Annotated in this window: 14 protein-coding genes; 7 read left to right on the forward strand and 7 right to left on the reverse strand. The window is 38.1% G+C overall.

Translation table 11 applies throughout. The annotated features are described in order from the left end of the window. Positions 1–2: 2 nt before the first annotated feature. The 3 genes from JL102_RS03895 to JL102_RS03905 form a co-directional block, all read right to left on the reverse strand. Positions 3–2,372 carry a TonB-dependent receptor gene (locus JL102_RS03895; RefSeq protein ID WP_202242791.1) on the reverse strand — a complete coding sequence of 790 codons (2,370 nt, stop codon included), beginning with the start codon at positions 2,370–2,372 and terminating at the stop codon, positions 3–5. A 72-nt stretch (positions 2,373–2,444) separates the two neighbouring features. After that, entirely contained in the window at positions 2,445–3,284 is an 840-nt protein-coding gene (locus JL102_RS03900; RefSeq protein WP_202242793.1) for a DUF4249 domain-containing protein, read from the reverse strand. Positions 3,285–3,290: 6 nt separating this feature from the next. Beyond that, complete coding sequence (locus JL102_RS03905) at positions 3,291–5,639, reverse strand: TonB-dependent receptor (RefSeq protein ID WP_202242795.1); 2,349 nt, start codon at positions 5,637–5,639, stop codon at positions 3,291–3,293. A gap of 234 nt (positions 5,640–5,873) precedes the next feature. On the opposite strand from JL102_RS03905, the gene JL102_RS03910 reads away from it, so the two are divergent. Genes JL102_RS03910 through JL102_RS03925 form a run of 4 tightly spaced genes read left to right on the forward strand, consistent with a single transcriptional unit; the run spans position 5,874 to position 9,950 of the window. Continuing rightward, positions 5,874–6,755 (forward strand): YheT family hydrolase, encoded by an 882-nt coding sequence (locus JL102_RS03910; RefSeq protein WP_202242797.1) that lies wholly within the window; start codon positions 5,874–5,876, stop codon positions 6,753–6,755. A 42-nt stretch (positions 6,756–6,797) separates the two neighbouring features. Continuing rightward, positions 6,798–7,493: an SOS response-associated peptidase gene (locus tag JL102_RS03915; protein ID WP_202242799.1), complete on the forward strand. Its 696-nt coding sequence runs from the start codon at positions 6,798–6,800 to the stop codon at positions 7,491–7,493. A 17-nt stretch (positions 7,494–7,510) separates the two neighbouring features. Beyond that, positions 7,511–8,713 (forward strand): DUF6584 family protein, encoded by a 1,203-nt coding sequence (locus tag JL102_RS03920; RefSeq protein WP_202242812.1) that lies wholly within the window; start codon positions 7,511–7,513, stop codon positions 8,711–8,713. A gap of 4 nt (positions 8,714–8,717) precedes the next feature. Continuing rightward, positions 8,718–9,950 carry an NAD(P)/FAD-dependent oxidoreductase gene (locus JL102_RS03925; protein WP_202242814.1) on the forward strand — a complete coding sequence of 411 codons (1,233 nt, stop codon included), beginning with the start codon at positions 8,718–8,720 and terminating at the stop codon, positions 9,948–9,950. Here the strand turns inward: JL102_RS03925 and JL102_RS03930 are convergent. Beyond that, positions 9,943–10,311 (reverse strand): response regulator, encoded by a 369-nt coding sequence (locus JL102_RS03930; RefSeq protein WP_202242816.1) that lies wholly within the window; start codon positions 10,309–10,311, stop codon positions 9,943–9,945. The two genes, JL102_RS03925 and JL102_RS03930, sit on opposite strands and share 8 nt — an antisense overlap. Before the next feature lie 80 nt (positions 10,312–10,391). Then, entirely contained in the window at positions 10,392–13,376 is a 2,985-nt protein-coding gene (locus JL102_RS03935; RefSeq protein WP_202242818.1) for a PAS domain-containing protein, read from the reverse strand. 609 nt (positions 13,377–13,985) lie between these two features. On the opposite strand from JL102_RS03935, the gene JL102_RS03940 reads away from it, so the two are divergent. Genes JL102_RS03940 through JL102_RS03950 form a run of 3 tightly spaced genes read left to right on the forward strand, consistent with a single transcriptional unit; the run spans position 13,986 to position 15,819 of the window. Continuing rightward, positions 13,986–14,984: a beta-ketoacyl-ACP synthase III gene (locus JL102_RS03940; protein ID WP_202242820.1), complete on the forward strand. Its 999-nt coding sequence runs from the start codon at positions 13,986–13,988 to the stop codon at positions 14,982–14,984. Between the two features lie 52 nt (positions 14,985–15,036). Continuing rightward, on the forward strand, positions 15,037–15,261 hold the full coding sequence (locus tag JL102_RS03945) for a hypothetical protein (protein WP_202242822.1): 225 nt from the start codon (positions 15,037–15,039) through the stop codon (positions 15,259–15,261). A 3-nt stretch (positions 15,262–15,264) separates the two neighbouring features. Continuing rightward, the gene (locus JL102_RS03950; RefSeq protein WP_202242824.1) at positions 15,265–15,819 is read left to right on the forward strand and encodes a hypothetical protein; all 555 of its coding nucleotides are present in this window, start codon (positions 15,265–15,267) and stop codon (positions 15,817–15,819) included. Between the two features lie 17 nt (positions 15,820–15,836). Here JL102_RS03950 and porU2 read toward each other — a convergent pair whose 3' ends face one another. Then, positions 15,837–20,861 carry a putative type IX secretion system sortase PorU2 gene (porU2, locus tag JL102_RS03955; RefSeq protein WP_202242826.1) on the reverse strand — a complete coding sequence of 1,675 codons (5,025 nt, stop codon included), beginning with the start codon at positions 20,859–20,861 and terminating at the stop codon, positions 15,837–15,839. Next, on the reverse strand, positions 20,858–21,934 hold the full coding sequence (locus JL102_RS03960) for a putative type IX sorting system protein PorV2 (protein WP_202242828.1): 1,077 nt from the start codon (positions 21,932–21,934) through the stop codon (positions 20,858–20,860). Before JL102_RS03960 ends, porU2 begins: the two co-directional genes overlap by 4 nt. Positions 21,935–21,990: the final 56 nt, after the last annotated feature.

Genomic DNA, 21,990 nt, shown 5'->3' on the forward strand with positions numbered 1-21,990 from the left:
TTTTAAAACTTAAAGTTATAAGATATGGCAGGCACGGGAGCTCCTACTATAGAAAAGCGGTATGCCATAGTATTGATATTGTCCCCTGGCGAGGTATAGCCATCTTGCTGGGCAAAGAATATAGAGAAGGGATTTCTCCTACCGTAGACGTTGTAAACCGAAAACACCAGTTCATCTTGATTTTTTCGCTTCTCCCCTTTTTTCACCCTTTTCATTTGCAAGGTCACAGATAAATCTAACCGATGTGAAGCTGGCACCCTGAGTCCATTACGAGACTCATAATAATCGTAAGGAATAACCATATTCTGGATAACGAACCTACTGGTAGGCGCACTAAAAGGAGTGCCAGAAATAAAAGTAAAATTAGCCGACGCTGATAATCTTTTACTTATATCATAATTACCAAAAACCTTGAGATTATGAGTTTGATCAAAACGTGTAGGATACCATTCATTTCTGTTAATTCCATTAACTTTTAGCTCCGTTCTGCCTAAGGTATAGCTTATCCAGCCGTTTAATTTACCTACATTCTTCTTAAGGTTAAACTCAACCCCATAAGCCCTGCCTATGCCACTTATAAGATCTCCTTCCTGATATTCATTGATAAACAAATCAGCCCCTTTTACATATTCAACCTGATTATCAGTATCTCTATAGTAGGTTTCTACAGAAGCTTCATAGTCATTTCCTGCACCAAAATTTCTGAAATAGCCTAAGGCATATTGAATACCTATCTGTGGCTTTATATTATTGGTGCTTGGTGTCCAAATATCTATGGGAGTAGACGCCGCTGTATTAGAAACCAGATGGATATATTGTGAGGTACGTGTGAAGCTACCTTTTACGGAACCTTTTCCTATTTGATATTTTATTGACGCTCTTGGTTCCCAGTTATAATAATTCTTTATTACCTCTCCATCATCAGCAGTGCTAGTACTTACCAGTGTTTTTCTTTCTCCTGGCACATTCTCTTCATACTCATATACGGTTCCTGGCCCTAGGTACTGATAAGAAGAAAATCGCAATCCGTATTTAAGACTTAGCCTTTCATTTACCTTCTGAGTATTATCTATGTACAAAGCACTTTCTAAAGCATGTCTATCTGTAAGACTGATATCAGTTACTTCACCGTCAGAAACCACTTTAGCTTCTGCAGGATTAAAGTTATAGTAAGTAGCCTCTCCTCCAAAAAGCACTTCATTATTGGTATTGAGAAAATAATTAAAAGAAGGCTTAAACGTATAAGTTAAGACCCTACTATCCCACTCAAATTTATCTCTGTCATTTTCTCCAAAGGCAAGGCCATAGTCATAGGTACTTACAAAAAAAGAAAAGTTGGAAAATAACTGATTATTGAAAATATGATTCCACCTTAAGGTACCTGTTATACTCCCCCAATCGAAGCCTTGTTGCTCATCAAATTTGAAAACATCTCTACCGAAATACCCTGAAAGAAATATTTTGTTATGGTCATTTAAGTTATAATTAACCTTAGCGGTTAGGTCATAAAAGTACAGGGTAGCATCATCAATAAAAGGCTTAGCGAATATATCTACGTATGAACGACGACCTGCAACCAGAAATGATGCTTTATCTTTTTTTATGGGGCCTTGTACTGCCAATCTGCTGAAGACAGTGCCTATGCCTCCTTCTACTTCATATCTTTTAGAATTCCCTTCATTCATTCTCACATCCAGAATAGAAGCTAATCTGCCCCCATAGTTAGCAGGCATAGCGCCTTTTATGAGCGTAACATCTTTCACCGCATCAGGGTTAAAAACGGAGAAAAAACCAAATAGGTGAGAAGAATTATAAACGGGTGCATCATCTAGCAAAACCAGATTTTGACCTACATTACCTCCTCTTACGTTAAATCCTGAAGAACCTTCACCCACAGAACTAACCCCCGGCAAAAGCTGAATGCTTCTCAGCACATCAGTTTCTCCCATAAAGGCAGGTATTTTTTTTATGGTTTTGATATCTACCTTCTCGGTGCTCATTTCCACACTGGTGACATTAGCATCAGCTGATTCACCTGTAATAACCACTTCCTGCAACTCGGTAGTAGAGGTGCTAAGCTCCACGTCTACTCTTTTATCAGCATTGAGGTTTACAGTTTGGGTTTGGGTATTATACCCCACATAACCATAATCTATGTGGTAACTACCCACTGGCAAGGTGAGAGAGTAGAAGCCATATACATTGGTAGCTGTGCCGGCTTCTACTTCTTTTACATATACGGTAGCCCCTATTAGAGCCTCTCCGTTTTCAATATCTTTAATATAACCACTAATGGTAACTTTTCTCTGAGCATACGAAGTGCTACCAAGCACACATAAAAACAGAGTTAGAAAAAAAATGCGATAGTACATATTAAGTAAGTAAGTGATTCTTTTAATACCTCAAAGAATCTTAAAAGTTCACTTACCTAAAAGAAAAAGGCATCAATCCTCTATTATCACTGATTTTCTTACTACTGAACTTACTTGAAAAAAGCCCATGGCACCGTTTGAAATATTGGTTTGAGGATTTACTGGTGGCGAACCGAAAAAGCCTCCGTCATTATTGAGTAAGTTATTCAGATCAGCATAATATTTATACCCTGTTAAAGTAAGACTATACATTTCTACAGTAACACTATCATTAAGAGCAAACCAGCCTGGAGTAGCCAATCCATCTATATTTTCACCTAAAAACGAATCATCAGAAACGTATATATCTGAAGTTTCATCTTTGAAAGTAGATCCGTTAAGATAATACCTAAACAAATAATAATCTTCGGTTTCTTGGGGCTCATGAATATATAAGAGCACTTCATAGTACCTTCCTTCATCTTCAGGATCATCAAACTCCTCCTGATCGAATCGAACTCCTAAACTGTCTATAGGAGTTACTCTTCTCAAAGAATCCCTACCACTATATTCCTCTCCATCCAGCGCTACATTGAGCGTATAAGCTACGCCCACCTCGCCAGCAAAAATATCATCAGAATAATAATATCCTCCTCCTTCAGTATTAGCCTGATAGCTATAGTTATAAGTATTACCTTGATTGTCTGATACCATCACAGAAGCATTATATACGGGTACCGACCCTTTTTCTGAATAAAAATCGACTGTTTTAGTGACCCTCACATAATGCCTCTTGCTTTCATTGGTAACGAGTCCTTCAATTACTACCTTGGGTTCTGTAGTTTGCTCATCTATCTGGTATGGCTCATCACAGCCTATCAGATTAAGGCCTACTATTGCCAATAAAATAAATGTATATAATTGCCTTGTCATGATCCTTTAAAAATTAATATTATAAGTTACTGAAGGTAAAATTGGGAATAGTGATATCAACCTGGCTTCCTTTTTATTAGGGTTTATTACATCTCCATCATCATCACTTTCTACCCTGGTATACACAGTGAATGGATTCTTTCTGCTATAGACATTATAGATTGAAAACACCCAGCTACTCTTCCATTTCCTTTGTTTATTCTTTAAAGGAGTAAGCGTAGCTGAAAAGTCCATTCTGTGATAGTTAGGCAGCTTATATCCATTTCGCTCCGTAATTAGATCTACCTGATAATCCTGATATTCATATCTACCTGCAGGTAGGGTAATTGGTCTACCCGTAGTATAAGTGAAATTAGCTCCAAAAGACCATTTATCATTCAGGTCATACGTAGCTGCCATGTTCATCACATGCCTTCTATCATAGTTAGCCAAAAAGGATCTGTTCTGATTTACTCCTGGCACTTTTCTTTCTGTTTTAGACCAGGTATAACTGACAAACCCTGTCAGCTTACCTTCATTTTTACGGAGCATAAACTCTGCTCCATATGACCATGACTTTCCTTGACGGAATTCCGTAGACAAATCATCGTTAAAGAAAAGTTGAGCATTATCAGCAAAGTCAGTAACATTTTGAATGTCTTTGTAATAAGATTCTACCGACACTTCATATTTATTATCTGCCAAATTTTTAAAATAGCCAGCGGCAAACTGATCAGCTATTTGAGGCTTTAAATATCTGTTACTCGGGCTCCAGGTGTTAAACGGAATAGGCACCGTACCAGAAGCTATTAAGTGAGTATTTTGCACCATCCGGTTATAAGATATTTTCAATGAACTAGATGGATTCAGCATATACCTGGCAGAAAAACGAGGCTCCAGATTCATATAACTTTCAATGGTTTCAAAGCTATCATAGCGCGTAGAGTCAATACGAGTAGGGTTGATGTTATCCTGGGGATCTTCATAATCGTAAACAGTTGCCTTGCCTATGTTTTGAAAAAAGGAAAGTCGTAGTCCATAAACCATGGTGAAGCGGTCTGTCAGCTTTTGCTGATTTTCCAAATACAAAGCATGATCCAGGGCATATTCATGAGGTAAATCACGAGCGGTAAAAATAGACCTGTCTGAGTTAGGTTTCACCTCTCCTGGCGAAAATCGTCTATAGGTGACCTGATAACCAAAATCCAGTTGATTTCTTGGATTAATAAAATAATTCAGATCTTCCTTAAGGCTAAATTCCTGCAAGTTAGAATCCCAATCCAAGCCAGAGGTAGGGTCAGTTATCTCCAGCCCATAATCAAAATTGCTAACTATTAAAGAAGTGTTAGAGAATATGCGGTCATTAAAAAGGTGATTCCAGCGAATGGTACCTGTGGCATTACCCCAGTTAAAACCAAAATCATCTCCAAATGAAAAAGAATCTCTACCTAAATAGAAGGCGGCAAAATATCGATTTTTATTATTCTGTTTCCAATTGAGCTTAGCATTTACATCGTAAAAATGCACCAAGTTATCTTGATCAGCTGCTTTCAAGAACAAATCTACATATGATCTCCTTCCTGATAAGATAAACGAGCCTTTATCCTTTTTAATAGGTCCTTCCAGCATTACCTTACTAGCTAATGTTCCGATACCTGCTGCTCCACCAAATTCCTTACTATTACCATCTTTAGTTCTCACTTCTAAAATGGATGATAACCTACCTCCGTAGCGAGCTGGAATACCACCTTTGTAAAGCTCAGAATCTTTTATAACATCAGCATTAAACACTGAAAACAGCCCAAAAAGGTGCGATGGATCATAAACGGGAGCTTCATCGATAAGGATGAGGTTCTGGTCAGCACTACCTCCTCGCACAAAAAAGCTGGATGTACCCTCACCCGCACTTACTACACCAGGCATCATCTGTATGGATTTAATAATATCTGGCTCACCAAACAGTGCAGGTAACTTTTTTACTTGCTTGATATCCACCTCATTACGGCTCATATTAACATCTGAAACATTGGCATCCAAGGCCTTATCAGTAATCACTACTTCATCTATAGTAGTTACTTCTTCGGCCAGCTCCAGATTAAGCTCAGTGTCACTGTTGAGGTTGACCTGCTTTACCTGAGGCTGGTAACCTACAGAACTATAAGTAATCTCATAAGATCCTGCAGGTAAGCTTAAGGCATAAAAGCCATAAACATTAGTTACTGTACCTGTTTTTAACGAATTAACATATACAGTTACTCCTATTAATTCTTCTCCATTTTGCACGTCTGTGATGTAGCCATTAAGAGTGTATTTACTCTGGCCCCTCAGCGCAAAAGAAGAAAGTATTAAAAGAATAAAGATTAGAATTCTTGTCATTGTAAATAGTGTTGATAGTTTTGGTTTTTGATTTGAGAACTTTAGCTAGAGACGGATCGAAAAAGAGAAGGTTTCCATGAACGTTAAAAAAAATTAAAATAGACCTATTATAAAAACAGAGGCACCGTAATATAATTATTAAATAATATTAATAATAATTTGAAAGATAAACTAAACTATAAAGCACCCAAATTTTACTTTTCACCACATCTGGAAACTATATTTCCATCGTTAATGAGAAAGGTGAAAGATTTACATTATACAAGAGAGCGCATTCCTACTCCTGATGATGATTTTCTTGATCTTGACTGGGTTAAAAAAGAAAATAAAGATCTGGTCATCATTTCACATGGATTGGAAGGAAGCTCCACACGCCCTTATATAAAAGGCATGGCAAAAGCATTTTCTGAAGAAGGTTTTGATGTATTAGCTTGGAACTTCAGAGGTTGCAGCGAAGAAATAAACAAACAGCTACGCTTCTACCATAGTGGAGCTACTGAAGATTTAGACCATGTAGTAAAGCATGCATTAAATGAAGGATATACAGGCATACACCTTATTGGCTTCAGCCTGGGAGGCAACCTTACCCTCAAATATGTAGGCGAACAAGGCGAAAATATTAATCCAAAAGTAAAAAAAGCGGTTGCTTTTTCAGTTCCACTAGATTTAGGCTCTAGCTGTGACACCATCGCACAATCATCAAACGTCATTTACTCCAGCCGCTTTTTAAAAAATCTCAAGAATAAGATCAGAAGAAAGGCAGAGCTAATGCCCAATCAAATATCTGTAGCGCAACTAAACACAGTGAAAACTATCCGTGATTTTGATGAGATGTTTACCGCACCACTACACGGTTTTGACAATGCCGCAGACTATTACCATCAATGTAGCTCTATTCATTTTTTAAAACATATTGCTATTCCTACGCTAATCGTGAATGCGAAAAATGACCCTTTCCTTTCAGATGAATGTTATCCGGAAGAAGAGCTGGCTCAGCACCCTCATGTCACCTTTGAAATGCCAGAAAGAGGTGGCCATGTAGGTTTTACCGAGTTCAATACTGAAAAGCGATACTGGTCTGAGAAACGTGCATTAAGTTTTATTAATAAGAATTAATCTGATACTTACGTAGAGTCGTTTTTTTATTAAATTAGCAATATGGGAGACAGATATACAATAACAAACAGTAGTGAAGAACTAGCCAACAGGTTTAATGTAGACATACCTGATGCTTACTCCCCTAGCTACAATGCAGCTCCCACCCAAATATTGCCTATTATCACTCAGGGCAGCAAAGGGCTTTCCTTTTTTTACTGGGGGCAGATTCCTGATTGGTCTAAAAATAAGGCCATCAGTAATAAGCTCCTTTTTACTAATATGGAAACCTTAGTAGAAAAAGCTATTACTAAAAAGGCACTGCTCAGTAGAAGGTGTGCCGTGCCAGCTGATGGCTTTTATGGCTGGAAACAAGTAAGTAAAAAGGGAAAAATTCCTTATAGAGTGATTTTTGAAAATAAGAGTATCGTCTCTTTTGCCGGGCTATGGGAAGAATTTGAAGATGATAATGAAAATACCATGCATACTTTTAAGCTCATCACCTCCCCTTCCAACTCCAGTATACTCCCTATGAGCACAAGAATGCCGGTAATTATGACTGAGAAAGAAGAAGCTATTTGGCTCAACAAGGAATCAACAGAAGAGGAGCTTATGGAAGTACTAAAAACCTACCCTGCTGATAAAATGAAAACCTATTCTGTTTCTCCAAAAATATCAGACTCATCGGTTAATGAACCTGCTTTGATAGAACCTATGGCTCCTGCCGACCAGCATGGCAACTATTCTCTATTTGATTAAAATTCGCTTTCTTTTTAATGAAAAAATTTATCCTTTTTGCACTACTATGCTTGCCGCTAATATCCTTTACTCAAGACAAAACTGATCTATTAAAAGCAGCAGAATCTACCATTAGCAAAGGTGATACTACCACGGCCATTCAACAGTTTCGTTACATTTTAACTAAATACCCACAAAGTTTTACTGCTGCCCAAAGACTGGCCGAAACCTATTTTATTCTAGGAGATTATCATAAAGCCGTGCAATATTGCAACATAGCCATAGACATTACTGATAACTACCAGGCCGATGCCCGAAAAAGAATAGATGAAGCTCCGGACAGCGAGAAATTGGAAAATGAAAAGATCTCCCACTATGTATCTGACCGAGCAGATATACATCACCTCAAAGGCAATATAAGAGTAAGACAGTATCAAAGAAATGAAGCCATAGAAGAATACAGAAAGTCGCTAGAACTCAAACCATCTACAGAAGTGACTATAGACCTGGCACTGGCATACCTAGAAGTGGGTTTACAAAGAGATGCTATTCAACTTTTAAGGAACGTTATAGCTCAAGAGCCACACCTTGCAAAAGGCTATTTCAACCTCGGCAACATTTACAACAAACTACAGGAACCAGATAGTGCGCTAGCCAATTACAAAAAGGCCATAAAGTACGACCCTGAGCTAAAATGGCCTTATCTCTACAGCGGCATTTTATATACCCGCGAAGAGAAATACGATAGCGCATTACATAACTATGATCAATTTTTGGCTATAGACAGTACTAATGAAGAAGTCTTTTTCAGAAGAGCAGTGATTCACAGTGAGCTCAGGAACTGGAAACTAGCCATTAATGATTGGCACAAGGTATTAAACCAGGACTCGGACAACGCTGAAGCTTGGAGAAACCAAGGGCTTGGCTATTTTCAACTTAATATCTATGACTCTGCCATCATGAGCTTTGATAAGGCTTTGAAATACAATCCTGAAGAAGCTTACACTTACATCAATAGAGGTTATAGTTACTATTTAATAGATAAGCCTCAGCAAGCTTTGGCAGACCTAAACCATGGACTGAAAGGATTGAATAATTATTACCTGGGCTACTACTTCAGAGCGCTCACCTATTGGCGATTAGGCAAAAACAAGGAGGCTTGCGATGACCTTGAACAGGCGATAAATCTTGGTATGAAAGAGCAAAACATTGATAAAAAGTTATTTAAAAAATGCTTTTAAAACAGTGGAAGAGACCAATGTAACCTCTTACGAAGTTGTGATTATAGGCGCTGGGCCTGCCGGATGTGCCGCAGCTATAGAGCTAGGAAAAGCAGGAAAAAAAACAGCTCTAATCGATAAAAGTCATTTCCCTAGAGATAAAACCTGTGGCGATGCCCTTAGTGTAGATGTGGTTAATCAACTAAAGAAATTATCTCCAGAATTAGCCTCTAATTTCAAAAAGCATAAAGAGAAAATAGCCTCTTACGGCGTGAAAATATTCGCTCCTAATTTACAATCTACCGAAATCCCTTTTATCAATGAAGGTAAGCCTAAATGCGGGTACATCTGCACCAGATATGAATTTGACAACCTCCTCTTTCAGCATACTTGTAAGTATTCCAGTGTTTCAGTATTTCAAAATGAAAAAGTAAATTCATTTGAGCTACAAAATGGATATTACGAGATTCATACCTCTTCAGGTATTTTGAAAGCACCACTTATCATTGGTGCTGATGGTGCTCAATCAGTAGTTGCTAGAAAGATTGCCCTACAGCAGCCTGACAAAAAACATCATAGCGGAGGGTTAAGAGTTTATTATGAAAATGTACAAGGCTTTACCCAAGACAACAAGATAGAACTGCACTTTTTCAAAGAGATCCTACCCGGCTATTTGTGGATTTTCCCTCTGCCCGATGGCAAAGCCAATGTAGGCATTGGTATGCTTTCTTCTGCTATTGCTGCTAAAAAAGTAAATTTAAAACAAGTGTTAGAAAAGCTAATTAAACAGCACCCTTCCTTAAAGCACAGATTTGAAAATGCCCGACCATTAGAAACTGTTAAAGGTTTCGGTTTACCATTAGGATCGAAAAAGAGACGTGTTTCAGGAAATCATTATTTACTCACTGGAGATGCAGCGGGCCTCATAGACCCCTTTAGCGGAGAAGGGATAGCTAATGCCATAAGAAGTGGAAGAATAGCTGCAGAGCATAGTTTGAAATGCATTGAAAAAGCTGATTATTCCGCAGCTTTTAACAAAGCTTATGATCAATATTTATACAGCAAAATATGGAATGAGCTTAGAATAAGCCATGCTCTACAAAGATTGTGTGCGTATCCTTGGTTATTTAACTTGGTTATCAACAAAGCTAACAGAAATAAACATGTACATCAGTTTTTAGTGGAGTCTTTGGCCAATGTAAGTGTGAAGAAGCATTTACTAAATCCTACCTTCTATTTGAAGCTTCTTCTCAGTTAGAAGCGCTTAATAATCTTTTCACCGCTTCTTCCATCGCTTTCAAACTAAATGGTTTTTCCATGTAATCATCTGCTCCCCCTTCAATAGCCAAAGCCTGCGCATTCTTACTAGCAGTAAATAATAGCACCGGTGTTTTAAAGAACTCCTCATCTTGCTTTATGAGTTGGGTAGCCCTCACACCACCAATGGTAGGAATCCAATTATCCATAATAACAGCATCTGGCCTCACTTCTTTAAGGTCATCTAATACCTGGCCGCACGTTTGTCGTGTAAAAACCTCATATCCCCTGCTCTCCAGAATATACTTACATATTTCAAGTATATCACTGTCATCATCATAAACCAAAATTTTTGAAGCCATAGGTATAAATGTAATGTTATTTCTATGGCTAACAAAAATTAAAAAGAATGGTTATAAAGAATAGAAAAACATTCACAAAATTAAGCCTTAGGAAGGCTGAAAAAGAAGGTAGAACCCCGATTTAGTTCACTGAAAACTTCTAGTTTACTATCATGCCTTGATATTATCTCAGCACAGATATACAAGCCTAGGCCTACACCTTGAAACTGATGCAAGGCATCTTCAACTCTAAAGAATTTCTCGAAAATCTGAGAAATTTTCTCTTCGGGAATCCCAATACCTTTATCTATTATGGCTATTTTCACCTCATCTACAGCATCCGTCACCTCTACTTCTATGATATCATAATCAGGCGAATATTTTATAGCATTAGTAAGTAAATTACACATCACCTGCTCTAAACGCACCTTATCACCTCTAATGGTCTGAGAAAGGTCTCCTTTTACATTTATTATATGCTTTTTACTCTGATGAGACATCTGCTCCACACAATCTTCTACAATATCTATTAAAGAAAACTCACTAAAATTAAATTCTAACTTGCCTGACTGTATCTTGGAAACATCTAAAAGGTCATGAATAAGACTAAGCAGTTTATCTACATGCAGCTCAGCTTTAGTAACAAATTTTCCGATTAGTTCATAGTTTTGATCTTCTAACAGACGTTCTATAATTTGTATGGAGCCTTTAATACTAGTTACTGGCGTTTTTAGCTCATGAGAAGCTATACTTAAGAATTCATCTTTTTGCCTGTTCACCTCCTTAAGCTCAGTAATATCTCTGGACACCTCAATTACACGATCTACATTTCCCTGCCCATCATAAATAGGAGCCACCAACACATCCCACCACTTTTGCTTACCTCTTAAAGTAGGTTTGGTACCCTCAAAATGACCAAGCTCACCATTCTTCGCTTTTCTGAAGCAATTAATAGCCTCCTTCTTATATTTTCCAGACCATAACTCAAACCACTCATGTCCTTTTAGCTGTGTAAAATCATCAATTTCGAGCATTTTCAGACCTTGTTTATTAATAGAGAGGAGCCGACCATCAAGATCGAGCGTCTTAATACCATCTGGGGTGCTTTCTAATATACGCCTATTAAACTCTTCACTTTTTCTAAGTGCTTCTTCAATACCTAGCTGTTCTGTAATATCTGTATTCGTACCAAACCATTGAGTAATTAAACCATTTTCATCTCTAATTGGTATTGCCCTGGATAAAAACCATCGATAATTTCCATTTCTATTCCTTAAAGGAAAAGTATCCTCCCAGACTTGACCGTTTTTGAAGCAAATACTGATCTTTTCTACTACTGCATTTACATAATCTGGGTGATGCACTTTTTTCCAACCCCAACCTTTCATCTCCTCTAAGCCATACCCCGTATAATCATACCAGCGCTTATTATACCAATGTATGTTTCCGTTAGCATCTGCCATCCAGGCCAATTGAGATATATTATCAGCTAATGCTCGAAACCTGGCCTCACTCTCCTGCAGGGCTTTTTCTATCTGTTTTCTAGGAGTTATATCTATCATGGTTCCGATAATTCTGACCGGCTTGCCATCCTCCCGCCAAACGTATCCTCTGTTCAAAACATCAGTATAAGCACCATCGCCACTCTTAAATCTATACTCAGCTGCCCATGAAACCTGAGATCCTTTTAGAACAGACTTAATTAACTTATTAACTCTTGGTATGTCATCAGGGTGAATTCTATTAGTCCACCAATCTACATCCCGGCCCAATTCCTGAGTAGGGTAACCAAAAATTGTCACCAGATTATCATTCCACCAAAAAGACCTCTTCTTTACATCAAAATCATAAACTATATCATTAGTGGCTTGAGTCATAAGGTTAAACCTCTCTTGGGAAATCCTCAATTCTTCCTCTGTTTGCTTTTGGTTATGGATATCTGTATTACTTCCAAGCCATAGCTCTATTTCACCATTTTTATTTCTTATTGGCTCAGCCCTACCTAAGTGCCAACGATATTCTCCATCAAAGCGTCTTAGCCTGTATTCTATTTCATAAGACTCTCCACTCTCTAAAGATTTCCCCCAGCTTTCAATCGTTCTAGCCAAATCATCTGGATGGTGTATGGACTTATCCTTCCACCCCCAACCTTCAGTTCCTTCTAAGCCTTCTATATAATCATACCACCTTTTATTGTAGTAGATAATATCACCTTTGGCATTAGCCACAAATGCCATATGAGGCATCGCTTCTGCATAAGTCCTAAATAGTAACTGATTCTTCTGGTCAAGTTCCTCCGCCAGCTTCTTATCCGTAATGTCGGAAATAATACCCTCAGCTATGAGGTGAGAATATTGATCATACACAACCTGACCTCTATCAGTTACCCATCGATATTTACCACTCTTACTTTTAATACGATAGGTGACATTATAGCCTTCAGACCCACCTAATGATTCTTCCAAGGCAGTTAAAACTCTTTGCTTATCTTCTTCATGAATAAGCTCTCGCCACACCACATCAGGTCCTTCAAGGTCCATCATGTCGTATTCACATATACTTTTCATTCCATGACTGACGAAGACAAAATTCCAAGGATCAGAATAATTATAACGATAAACGCCACCAGGTATATTGGTTATAAGATTTTGCAATGTCTGTCTGCTCTCTTCGAGCTTTTTTCTTGATAATACATGATCGGTAATATCTATTCCGTGAACCACTATACCTATAATATCTCCTTGATCATTTCGTTGAGGGTAGTATATAAAATTGACATAAACTTTAACGGTCGCTTTTCCTGGCTCTCTTAACAGATCAACTCCAAGTTCATTACCTATAAAAGGCTTGCCTGTAGTATACACTTCATCTAATAAATCAATAAAGCCCTGACTTTCTAACTCAGGAAACGCCTCCTTAACAGATTTACCCACAATTTGTCTTTCAGGCCCAACAGTGAGCATATATAAATCATTAGCCATTTCAATAACATGATCCGGGCCTGATAAAACAGCCGTAAAAGTGGGTGAATGCATAAGCACATCAAACACCTTACTACTCAATACTTCCCTTTTATTCAATTCCATGCTAAATGATCCGTTAAAATTACTGGCTAGCTGCCTCTTACCTTTTGGTTTATAAATACTTACGAAACAATAATGCCATTATTACGATATAGACAAAAACACAAGTACCAGAAAATAGTTGCAAAAACTTATTTCTTTCAATATACTCTCTCATTTTTAACTTAAAGAGTGCCATAAAGTAATAAGCCTGGACAAAGATGAATATTTGCCTTAATTCAAATATAATCCTATCATTAACCATATTCATATTGTACTAGCAAGAATGCTAGGCCGGTTTACATTACTCTCAAAAAAGCTGACCTTTCACCTATTGGCCTATTTCTCTAAATATACACAACAGTATGCAGAATTTCTCCTCCTCTACTCAAGTCTATCCCAATAAGAAAATATTTCTCCAATCTACTTCATCATTTTTTTCAACGCTAGCTGAAACCAACCCCCTTCCATAATAGAAATTATAGTTTAAACAGGTTGTTTAAATAAAAACCTGCTTTTTTGAAGAAAATTAGTAGCAAGAGCATATAATTGCGGAATTTTTCAGCTCACCATTAAAGCTAACTAACATTAGTTAATTTTCTTATATTTGCACCCTTTACCAAAAAAGTACAAATGCATTATTCGAAAATTACAGGACTAGGGCATTATGTCCCTGAAAGAGTAGTTACCAATGATGACCTTTCTAAACTCATGGATACAAACAATGAGTGGATCATTGAGAGAACGGGCATCAGCGAAAGGAGATTTATAGATCCTAAAACGGATACTGTGGCCAACATGGCAGCCAAGGCCAGCAAAATGGCTTTAGAAAGAGCTAATCTCAAAGCTGAAGAAATTGATTTTATTGTATTTGCTACCATAACCCCAGACTATTTCTTTCCTGGATCGGGAGTGCTCTTGCAGCGTGAACTTGGCTTAGGCTCTATCCCTGCCTTGGATATTAGAAATGCTTGCTCTGGCTTCATCTATGCATTATCTACAGCCGACCAATTTATAAAAACAGGTATGTACAAAAACGTGTTAGTAGTAGGTGCCGAAATACAATCTACCGCCCTTGACCTCACCACTCGGGGCAGAGGTACGGCTGTTATTTTTGGTGATGGAGCAGGTGCAGCGGTGGTGCAGAGATCAGAAAATCCTGGAATATTGTCTACCCATCTACACTCAGACGGCAACTATGCTGAAGAATTGTACATAAAAGATCCTGGTAGCAGTCGTCCTCATGAAGAAAGACAACCAGATCAGATACTAGACACTTCTTCTTTCAAAGTACATATGAATGGAAATATGGTTTTTAAGCATGCCGTAGTTAAATTTCACGAAGTAATTATGGAAGCTCTGGAAGCCAACCAACTGCAAAAAGAAGATATCGACCTCCTCATACCCCATCAGGCCAACTTGCGAATAAGCAACTACATTCAAGAAAAACTTGGATTGCCCAATGAAAAAGTTTATAATAACATAATGAGGTATGGTAACACCACCGCTGGTTCCATTCCTATAGCTATGAGTGAGGCTTGGGCTGAAGGTAAAATAAAAGAAAACGATATTTTATGCATGGCTGCTTTTGGTAGTGGCTTTACCTGGGCATCAGCTCTCATTCAATGGTAACTATTTAAAATGAATTACGTTTCGGTGTATTTAAACCGACTAAAAGACAAAAATGAAAACAACAGTATACAACCCCAGCGAACTTGAAGTTCAATTTGCTAAAGCTCTGGAAAACGTAGCATCTATCTTAGAAAGCAACCTTCCGGGCAGTAGAATTATTGAAGTGGAGAACAGCTCTAAAGAGGATAATCCTATCTTGAAATTCAAAATCAATGATACGGATGGAGATCCTCACGAGATAGTAGTAAAAGTGATTCAGACCCCAGACAAATTCTAATTTTTGTTTACTGAAAGAGAATTTACATACCTATCCGATCAAGACTTTCTCCTAACTAAAAGGGAGATTATTGATAAGATTACTCAATATTTGTCAAATCTGGAGAGTGAAATCAAGCAAGAAATTCACTCTTCAGACTTTGAATTCCCCGATAATACATTTCTGAAATCAGGCAAAATTTCTAAGGGGGAGAACTTTAGAGGTCTTCCCTATCTTATTTTAGACTACCCCAGGCTATTTTCTTCAGAATCTATTTTCGCTTATAGAACCATGATGTGGTGGGGGAATTTCTTCTGTAATACTTTACATGTAACAGGCTCTGCATTAACTCGATTACCTCATACCATTATTCAATCTTCTTATCCATTATACATTCAAACCCATGGAGACCAATGGGACCACAGTCTAGAATCAGCTCAGCCCGTTGAGCGAATCAATTTACAACCGGCACTTTCTTCCAAAATTGACTTTCTTAAAATAAGTCAAAAGATTCCATTATCAGAATACCAGAATCTCCCTATGGCCACGATCCATTTTATCAGGCAAATTTTAAACTAACTGCCCATTAACTTCTGCTACCTTAAAATGTATAGCTTACCAAAGCCGTGCTTAAAGGCCTTATCTGCTGAAGTTTCTCGATGATCCATGCCCTGACCATTCTGCCTTACTATCACTCTGTAGAGATAGACTCCATTTGCTAGCTGATCACCGAACTCATCACGTCCATCCCAAGCAAAATCGGAAATGTTGTTACCTATATGAATAGGGCCTAATTCATCTTGAAAAATCTCTCTCACCACCTTACCAGAAACAGTCATAATCTGTATTTTGATCTGATCTGGAATCTCACTACCTGTAAGTGTAAAAACAAATCTTGTACTGGATGAAAAAGGATTAGGGTAAGGATAAAAATTAGTTATAGCAGATTCATTAACTACCTCAAAGTTCACCTGATAAGGCTCAGTACCCGAACTATTACCACTGGCATCTTCAGCATCTACACGCAAAGTATAAACACCATCCGCAAGACTTTCTGGCTTATATTCTATTCTAAATTCATTAGACTCATCTGCCGGAAACCAATGCACTTCACCTGAAGAAAAAGGCACTCTGGTAAACACACAGGTCTCACAAGGCTTACGTAAAAAGACATTTATATTGCTAGTATCATTCTTAAAAATAAATTGATTCTCGTCTTTAAGTCGAATAGATATCAATGGACTTGGCGCTACTATATCACCATCCAGAATATACTGCCCATCAAAAGCGACATCAATCAGCGGATTTATATTGTCTGCCTTTACTTTCAAGTAATTAGACTTATCAAAAATATTATTATCATAATACTGCTCTGGCACTTGGTAGCGATTAACAAATAAGTTATAATCATTCTCCCCTGCTCTACCCAAAGTAGGCATGGATATAGAAAATTGTGATGTATCTCCAGGTTGTGGAGCATGCACCTTCTTATTATATTTGACCGATGTTCTGGTAGAATTATTAAACAGTGAGTACTCTATCGATATAGAATCAGGAAAAGTATATGATGATATGTTTTTAAAGGCATAATCAGCTTCAAAAACCTCACCCTCTGACAGCTCCTTGTCTTTTGCCGCCTCATCAGGAATTAAGAGTATACCTTCAGGCACTCCAGTATAGTAAACCTCCCATTTCACCAGCTGAGCAGCAGTAAGATTATCATTATCTTCAGAATATAACTTGACCCTTAATTGTGGATACTGGGTGGCATCAATATCTGAAAGATCCGTACTACCCATAGGCAGGTTACCCTTGAGCATCACTTCATCTCCACTAGAGGTTACACCCCATACTTCCAAATAATTATTATCAGTAACCGGTATTTCGTCTGATTCCGCATAAGCAACCAGCGTTTGCCAATTAGAAGCAGGCCCTACGGCTGTACTGGTCATATTACCTGATGAAAATATCCCTGTAATAGTAAGGTTAGTAAAAAGCTGCGCCTCATTTCTGGGAGTAGTAGAAGCTCTGAGCATAGTAGCACTACCTGCAGGACTCCCCTTTTTACCTATCAAAATTACTGGCTCTCCGTTTTGCAAAGTAGCCAGACTGGCTGCTGAAGCTCCTATTTGCTCTAATTTAGACCTTACAGCAGGTGACCAGGATTCAAACCTGGGATTACCAATGGAGAACATCACCACAGAGTCACCTACATTTACATTGTCTATGTACTCCATCAAACCATCATCAGCAATATCCAACTCATTAAAAGTGAAGTTATTGATAACCTGAGGCTGCCTTCCGCAACCTCTGTTTGTAGTTACTCCCAGATAAGGAAGTGTAGTATTTCTATCAAATGCCACTAAACTAACCGTATTATTTCGGCAATAGTATCCGTTATTAATTATATATTCTATACCATTTAATATTAAAGAGACATCCGCTATACCACTACCATTACTGGAACCAAATGTTCTTACAAATACATCTAAGGTATTAGTTTTAAAATCGATCCTTTGTCCCCCGTCGTTAAGCTCTAATCCGCTTAAGAGGTTATTCTCAAGCTGTGGATATTCTCTTTGCGACCAACCATTAGGACCATTATTAATATAAGTGAAGCTACTATTAACCCATTCTGTACTTTCTCCCTCCTCTGGCATAGCAAACTTTGACCTCCAATAATAAACCACACTATCATTAGCCGGCACGTTAGGCAGCAAGTCAGTTTTCCAGCTAGCCAATAACTTAGCCTGTACGGTCTGTTGTTTTTTAAAAGGGCTATTGAAAGTATTGGTCGTATCTATTTCTACAATATAATCTCGCCTGCCTGACAAGAGATCGCTGGCCTGAACCAGCAATTCCACGGGCTGAGAATTTACGATAGCATAATTGATCGGATATAAATTCTTAGTTCCGAATAATGGAATGTATAAATTAAGAGTAGCCGAATTATTAGTTTCATCCAGCTCATCTATTTCATTGAAATAATCAATATCTATTTGAAACTGATTATTTCCTGCAGCATTATTTACCTCATTATTAATTATCATCACCAAGGTGTCCTGAAAATGAACACTGGCATATACAGAGTCATATTCGGCTGTGGTATTATCACTAAAAGAGCGAGATACGTGCACCCGAAGAGAATCATTAATGGTAACACCAAAATTTCTTACAATAATTTTAAGCGCAAAAGAATCTACCTGAGCAGAAACAGGCTCTTCATTAAAAGGTTCTACATAAACATTATCGTCATTAGTCTCAAAATCCGACTTATCAGCTCCAAATAAAGTCAAAACCGGATCTCCGAGGTAAACCATTTGTTGTGCCTGAGTAATATTAGTAGGGTTCGCCGCCGTGCTATTCATATATCTGGCTACTACTTCCTTCATTACATCTCCAATAGGCTTATGAATAAACAAAGAATCTCCATAAGCGGTCTGATAAAAAGTATCTGAATATTTCCTGAGTCTATCAGCAAAACCATACGACGTGCTGGCTGCAAAACCAATAGCTCCTCTATTATCTGCCAAAATCCAATCTTCTCCAAAGAGCACATTAACATTGAAAAATTGACCTGCGTTACACCCATTAATTAAAAACATAGGGTATTTACCAGGGTTATCGTATCCTAATACCGGATCAGTAGCAAAACCAATATCAATATCTGTTACAGAAGGTGCAGAGTGACCAAAAAAGGTTATCAAATTCAACCCGTCATTTACCTCATCAGCCACATTAATAAGCTCTACCGTGCTACTTCTTTCCTTAGATATAGTCTTTACATCACCTCCCAAATAATCTTGTTCTGCCACGGCGGCAAAACTATCTGTATATCTTCTGAAAATAGTTAGCTGCGAGGCACTTGCACCTCCACTTAAATGCAGCAGCTTTTTCCTCCACAGAGCATCAAAGGGTAAGCTTTCGGCCTCTTTAACCTTGTTAAGATAATTCAAAACCTGTTGTGCATTTACGGCAGGCAGCCTTCCTACAGGCACAGCTGGCTCATAAGTAGTACCATCAAGGCCTGCTGTAAACAAAACATCTGAGCCTGGATTTCCTGCAGATGGCACTAAATCACGTATTTGATAGGTCACGCCTAGCTTGGTCACTGAATAAAAGCCATTAGTGTTTCTGAAAAAATTAACAGAGGGATCTAACCCTTTGCCTATTAAAAACAGGTAACGAGGAGAACCATTTTCCACCAAATAGCGCATAAACTGATAAATGCTTAGCGAACTTTTTTCTCCATAATTGAACTGATTATAGAGCTGATCCATATTTACTAACAAAGGTTTGTAAGAGCCTCCTTCTATAGAGCGCCGGTATTCTGCATAAGCCTCGACCGGATCTAAAGTCCCATCTACTTCCTTTCTAAGGTGTTTGTTAGAGATAATGATATAGTCATATGCAGAAGCATCAATATTTGTAAATTCGATCTTGGTCAAAACAGGAGTGAGATAATCATTACCATTCACCCAAAGCTGGCGGTCTAAGGCCGTATTATTTACTATTGTGTTTAATGACGACCCTGAAGAATTAAAGCCAATTTTTCTTACATTATCGGAATCTGTGATATCATAGATGCTTGGTGAAGCAGGTACATTGGTCATCTCTACATAAGACCTGTTTCCTGACTCTGACTTTAAATATATTTTTTTGGAATTAGCGCCACCCAGGTTGAAATTTTGTGAATAGACCAAGTTGAGATAAGAAGTACTAATACGATCATTTCCACCACTCACTCCCAGGTCTCTAATGCGAACAGAAAGATTGCCTGAAGCACTTATATCCGACCAACTAATAGTAGATCGAAAAGTATGCGCCGTATAATCAGACCAGGTTGCTGTACCTAATGACCTAAGGCTAGCCGTATTTTGACCCACCAATACTTCTACCAGGTGATTTACATTGTCTCGCCCCATTAAAAGTACTTCTAGCTGAGGATTTTCCGCCGTACGAACGGCATTACTGATGCCGCTAATAGTATAATCAAGTTGCTGACCTTCCTGTATCATTCTCCCTGTCCAGCCCTCTCCATAGTCAAAATAAGAATAGGTGGTATAATCACCCACATTGAAACTACGACCAGCAGAATATTGATTAGTCATTAAAGAAAGAACAGTTTCATTATGTGCTGTCTGAGCAGGCAGGCCATTAATGTTATTTTCCTTGAAAGAATCCATCCTCTTACCTGCTAAGGGAGGAATAATGTTATAAGTAAGATAATAAACGGTAGTATCTGAGTATATATTATAAAAGCTATGTGGTTGAGCATTTTCAGGCTTATAAAGTTTCCGATCCATTGTACCATCATTCTTTTGGCCATAAAACTCTATATAATCACCGGGGTCAAACCTACTATCTCCTTGTCCAGGAATATTAATAGCCTGCTCTACTCCCCTATGAAAAATCTGAATTCGCCTAGGATCCACTGCCACTACCGGAAATCCAGCACTCTCTAAATCGGCATAAGTAATCCTGTACATCCCTTCACGAGCCACCGGTATTTTATAGTACTGCTTGCTATAGTCTATCCACTCATTTCCATATTCCTGAGCCTGACCACTTAAGGCAGTGATTACCCCCACTAGTGCTATAATTATTACTCTACTTCTCATTTCTTATTTAAACTGGCCTTTAGTGAAAACACGTGTGAATACAATGATTCAGACTGATCTCCTATATCTGTAAGTGCATAATCAATGGAAATCTCTTTTATCTTAACACCGATACCGAAGTTAGCCTGCATGGTAGTATAGTTAGAGCCATCGAAATCTGTTAATTCCTGTATGTTACCCATCCCTAGCCTTAAATAAGCCACTTTTTTATAATCTAGTTCCATTGCTACCGCAGGATCTACCGAAATTAAATCTGAACTAACCACGGTATTACGTTGTCCATCAAAAGTACTGATAAGGTCCAGCGTAGCTAATACCCCAAAATTCTTAAATACTGAAAATTGCTTACCAACACCTAGAATTGCCTTAGGAACTGTAACTTCTGTAGAATTTTCAGGAATTATGTTACCCGTTTGAGTATACACGTCTACCACCAGTTCGGTATTATGAGACCATGAATTAAAAGTGCCAGTAATATCTCTTAACATTAACCCGAACTTCCAATTCTTGCGTTCCAGTTGGGCTCCCGCATCTAACCCAAACCCCCACGCTGTGGCAAACTCACCTGCAATACGGTGAATAACCTTAAAGGTAGCCCCTGTTTTTAGCCCTTTAATAAGTGAAAGCTTTCGAGCATAAGAAAATAGAAAAGCATAATCTGCCGCTGAAAAAAATTGAATATTATCATAGTTAATAGCTCCATTAGCATCATATAAGAAACGAGTATCTGGTATATCATCTACCGCAAACCTTATAATGGAAATACCCAAATGACTAACAGAATCTATCTGAGTAGCAAAAGCGGCATAATCATATTTAGCTATGCCTGCAAAATATTCCGCATGCATGAGAGACACCTCATACTGATCTTTAATACTTAATAAACCTGCCGGATTCCAATACCCGGAGGTTACATCATTAACCACTGCCGTTTGAGCATTAGACATGGCCAAACCTCGGGCCCCCACACCAATAGACAAAAACTCATTACTATACTTAGGAGTACTTTGAGCTAACAATTCATGAATTGCGCTACATAAAAAAATTAAAATAAAGGAGAAAAAAAGCCTCATGATCAAATCCCTTAACTATTCACTTTACCCATAGAACAAGACCTAAATTTATAAAT

The sequence above is a fragment of the Fulvivirga sediminis genome (assembly GCF_016757215.1).
GTDB lineage: Bacteria > Bacteroidota > Bacteroidia > Cytophagales > Cyclobacteriaceae > Fulvivirga > Fulvivirga sediminis.

Coding starts and splice junctions, on each gene's coding strand:
- JL102_RS03895 (WP_202242791.1), bottom strand. CDS start 2,372: ATGTACTATCGCATTTTTTTTCTAACTCTGTTTTTATGTGTGCTTGGT.
- JL102_RS03900 (WP_202242793.1), bottom strand. CDS start 3,284: ATGACAAGGCAATTATATACATTTATTTTATTGGCAATAGTAGGCCTT.
- JL102_RS03905 (WP_202242795.1), bottom strand. CDS start 5,639: ATGACAAGAATTCTAATCTTTATTCTTTTAATACTTTCTTCTTTTGCG.
- JL102_RS03910 (WP_202242797.1), top strand. CDS start 5,874: ATGAGAAAGGTGAAAGATTTACATTATACAAGAGAGCGCATTCCTACT.
- JL102_RS03915 (WP_202242799.1), top strand. CDS start 6,798: ATGGGAGACAGATATACAATAACAAACAGTAGTGAAGAACTAGCCAAC.
- JL102_RS03920 (WP_202242812.1), top strand. CDS start 7,511: ATGAAAAAATTTATCCTTTTTGCACTACTATGCTTGCCGCTAATATCC.
- JL102_RS03930 (WP_202242816.1), bottom strand. CDS start 10,311: ATGGCTTCAAAAATTTTGGTTTATGATGATGACAGTGATATACTTGAA.
- JL102_RS03935 (WP_202242818.1), bottom strand. CDS start 13,376: ATGGAATTGAATAAAAGGGAAGTATTGAGTAGTAAGGTGTTTGATGTG.
- JL102_RS03940 (WP_202242820.1), top strand. CDS start 13,986: ATGCATTATTCGAAAATTACAGGACTAGGGCATTATGTCCCTGAAAGA.
- JL102_RS03945 (WP_202242822.1), top strand. CDS start 15,037: ATGAAAACAACAGTATACAACCCCAGCGAACTTGAAGTTCAATTTGCT.
- porU2 (WP_202242826.1), bottom strand. CDS start 20,861: ATGAGAAGTAGAGTAATAATTATAGCACTAGTGGGGGTAATCACTGCC.
- JL102_RS03960 (WP_202242828.1), bottom strand. CDS start 21,934: ATGAGGCTTTTTTTCTCCTTTATTTTAATTTTTTTATGTAGCGCAATT.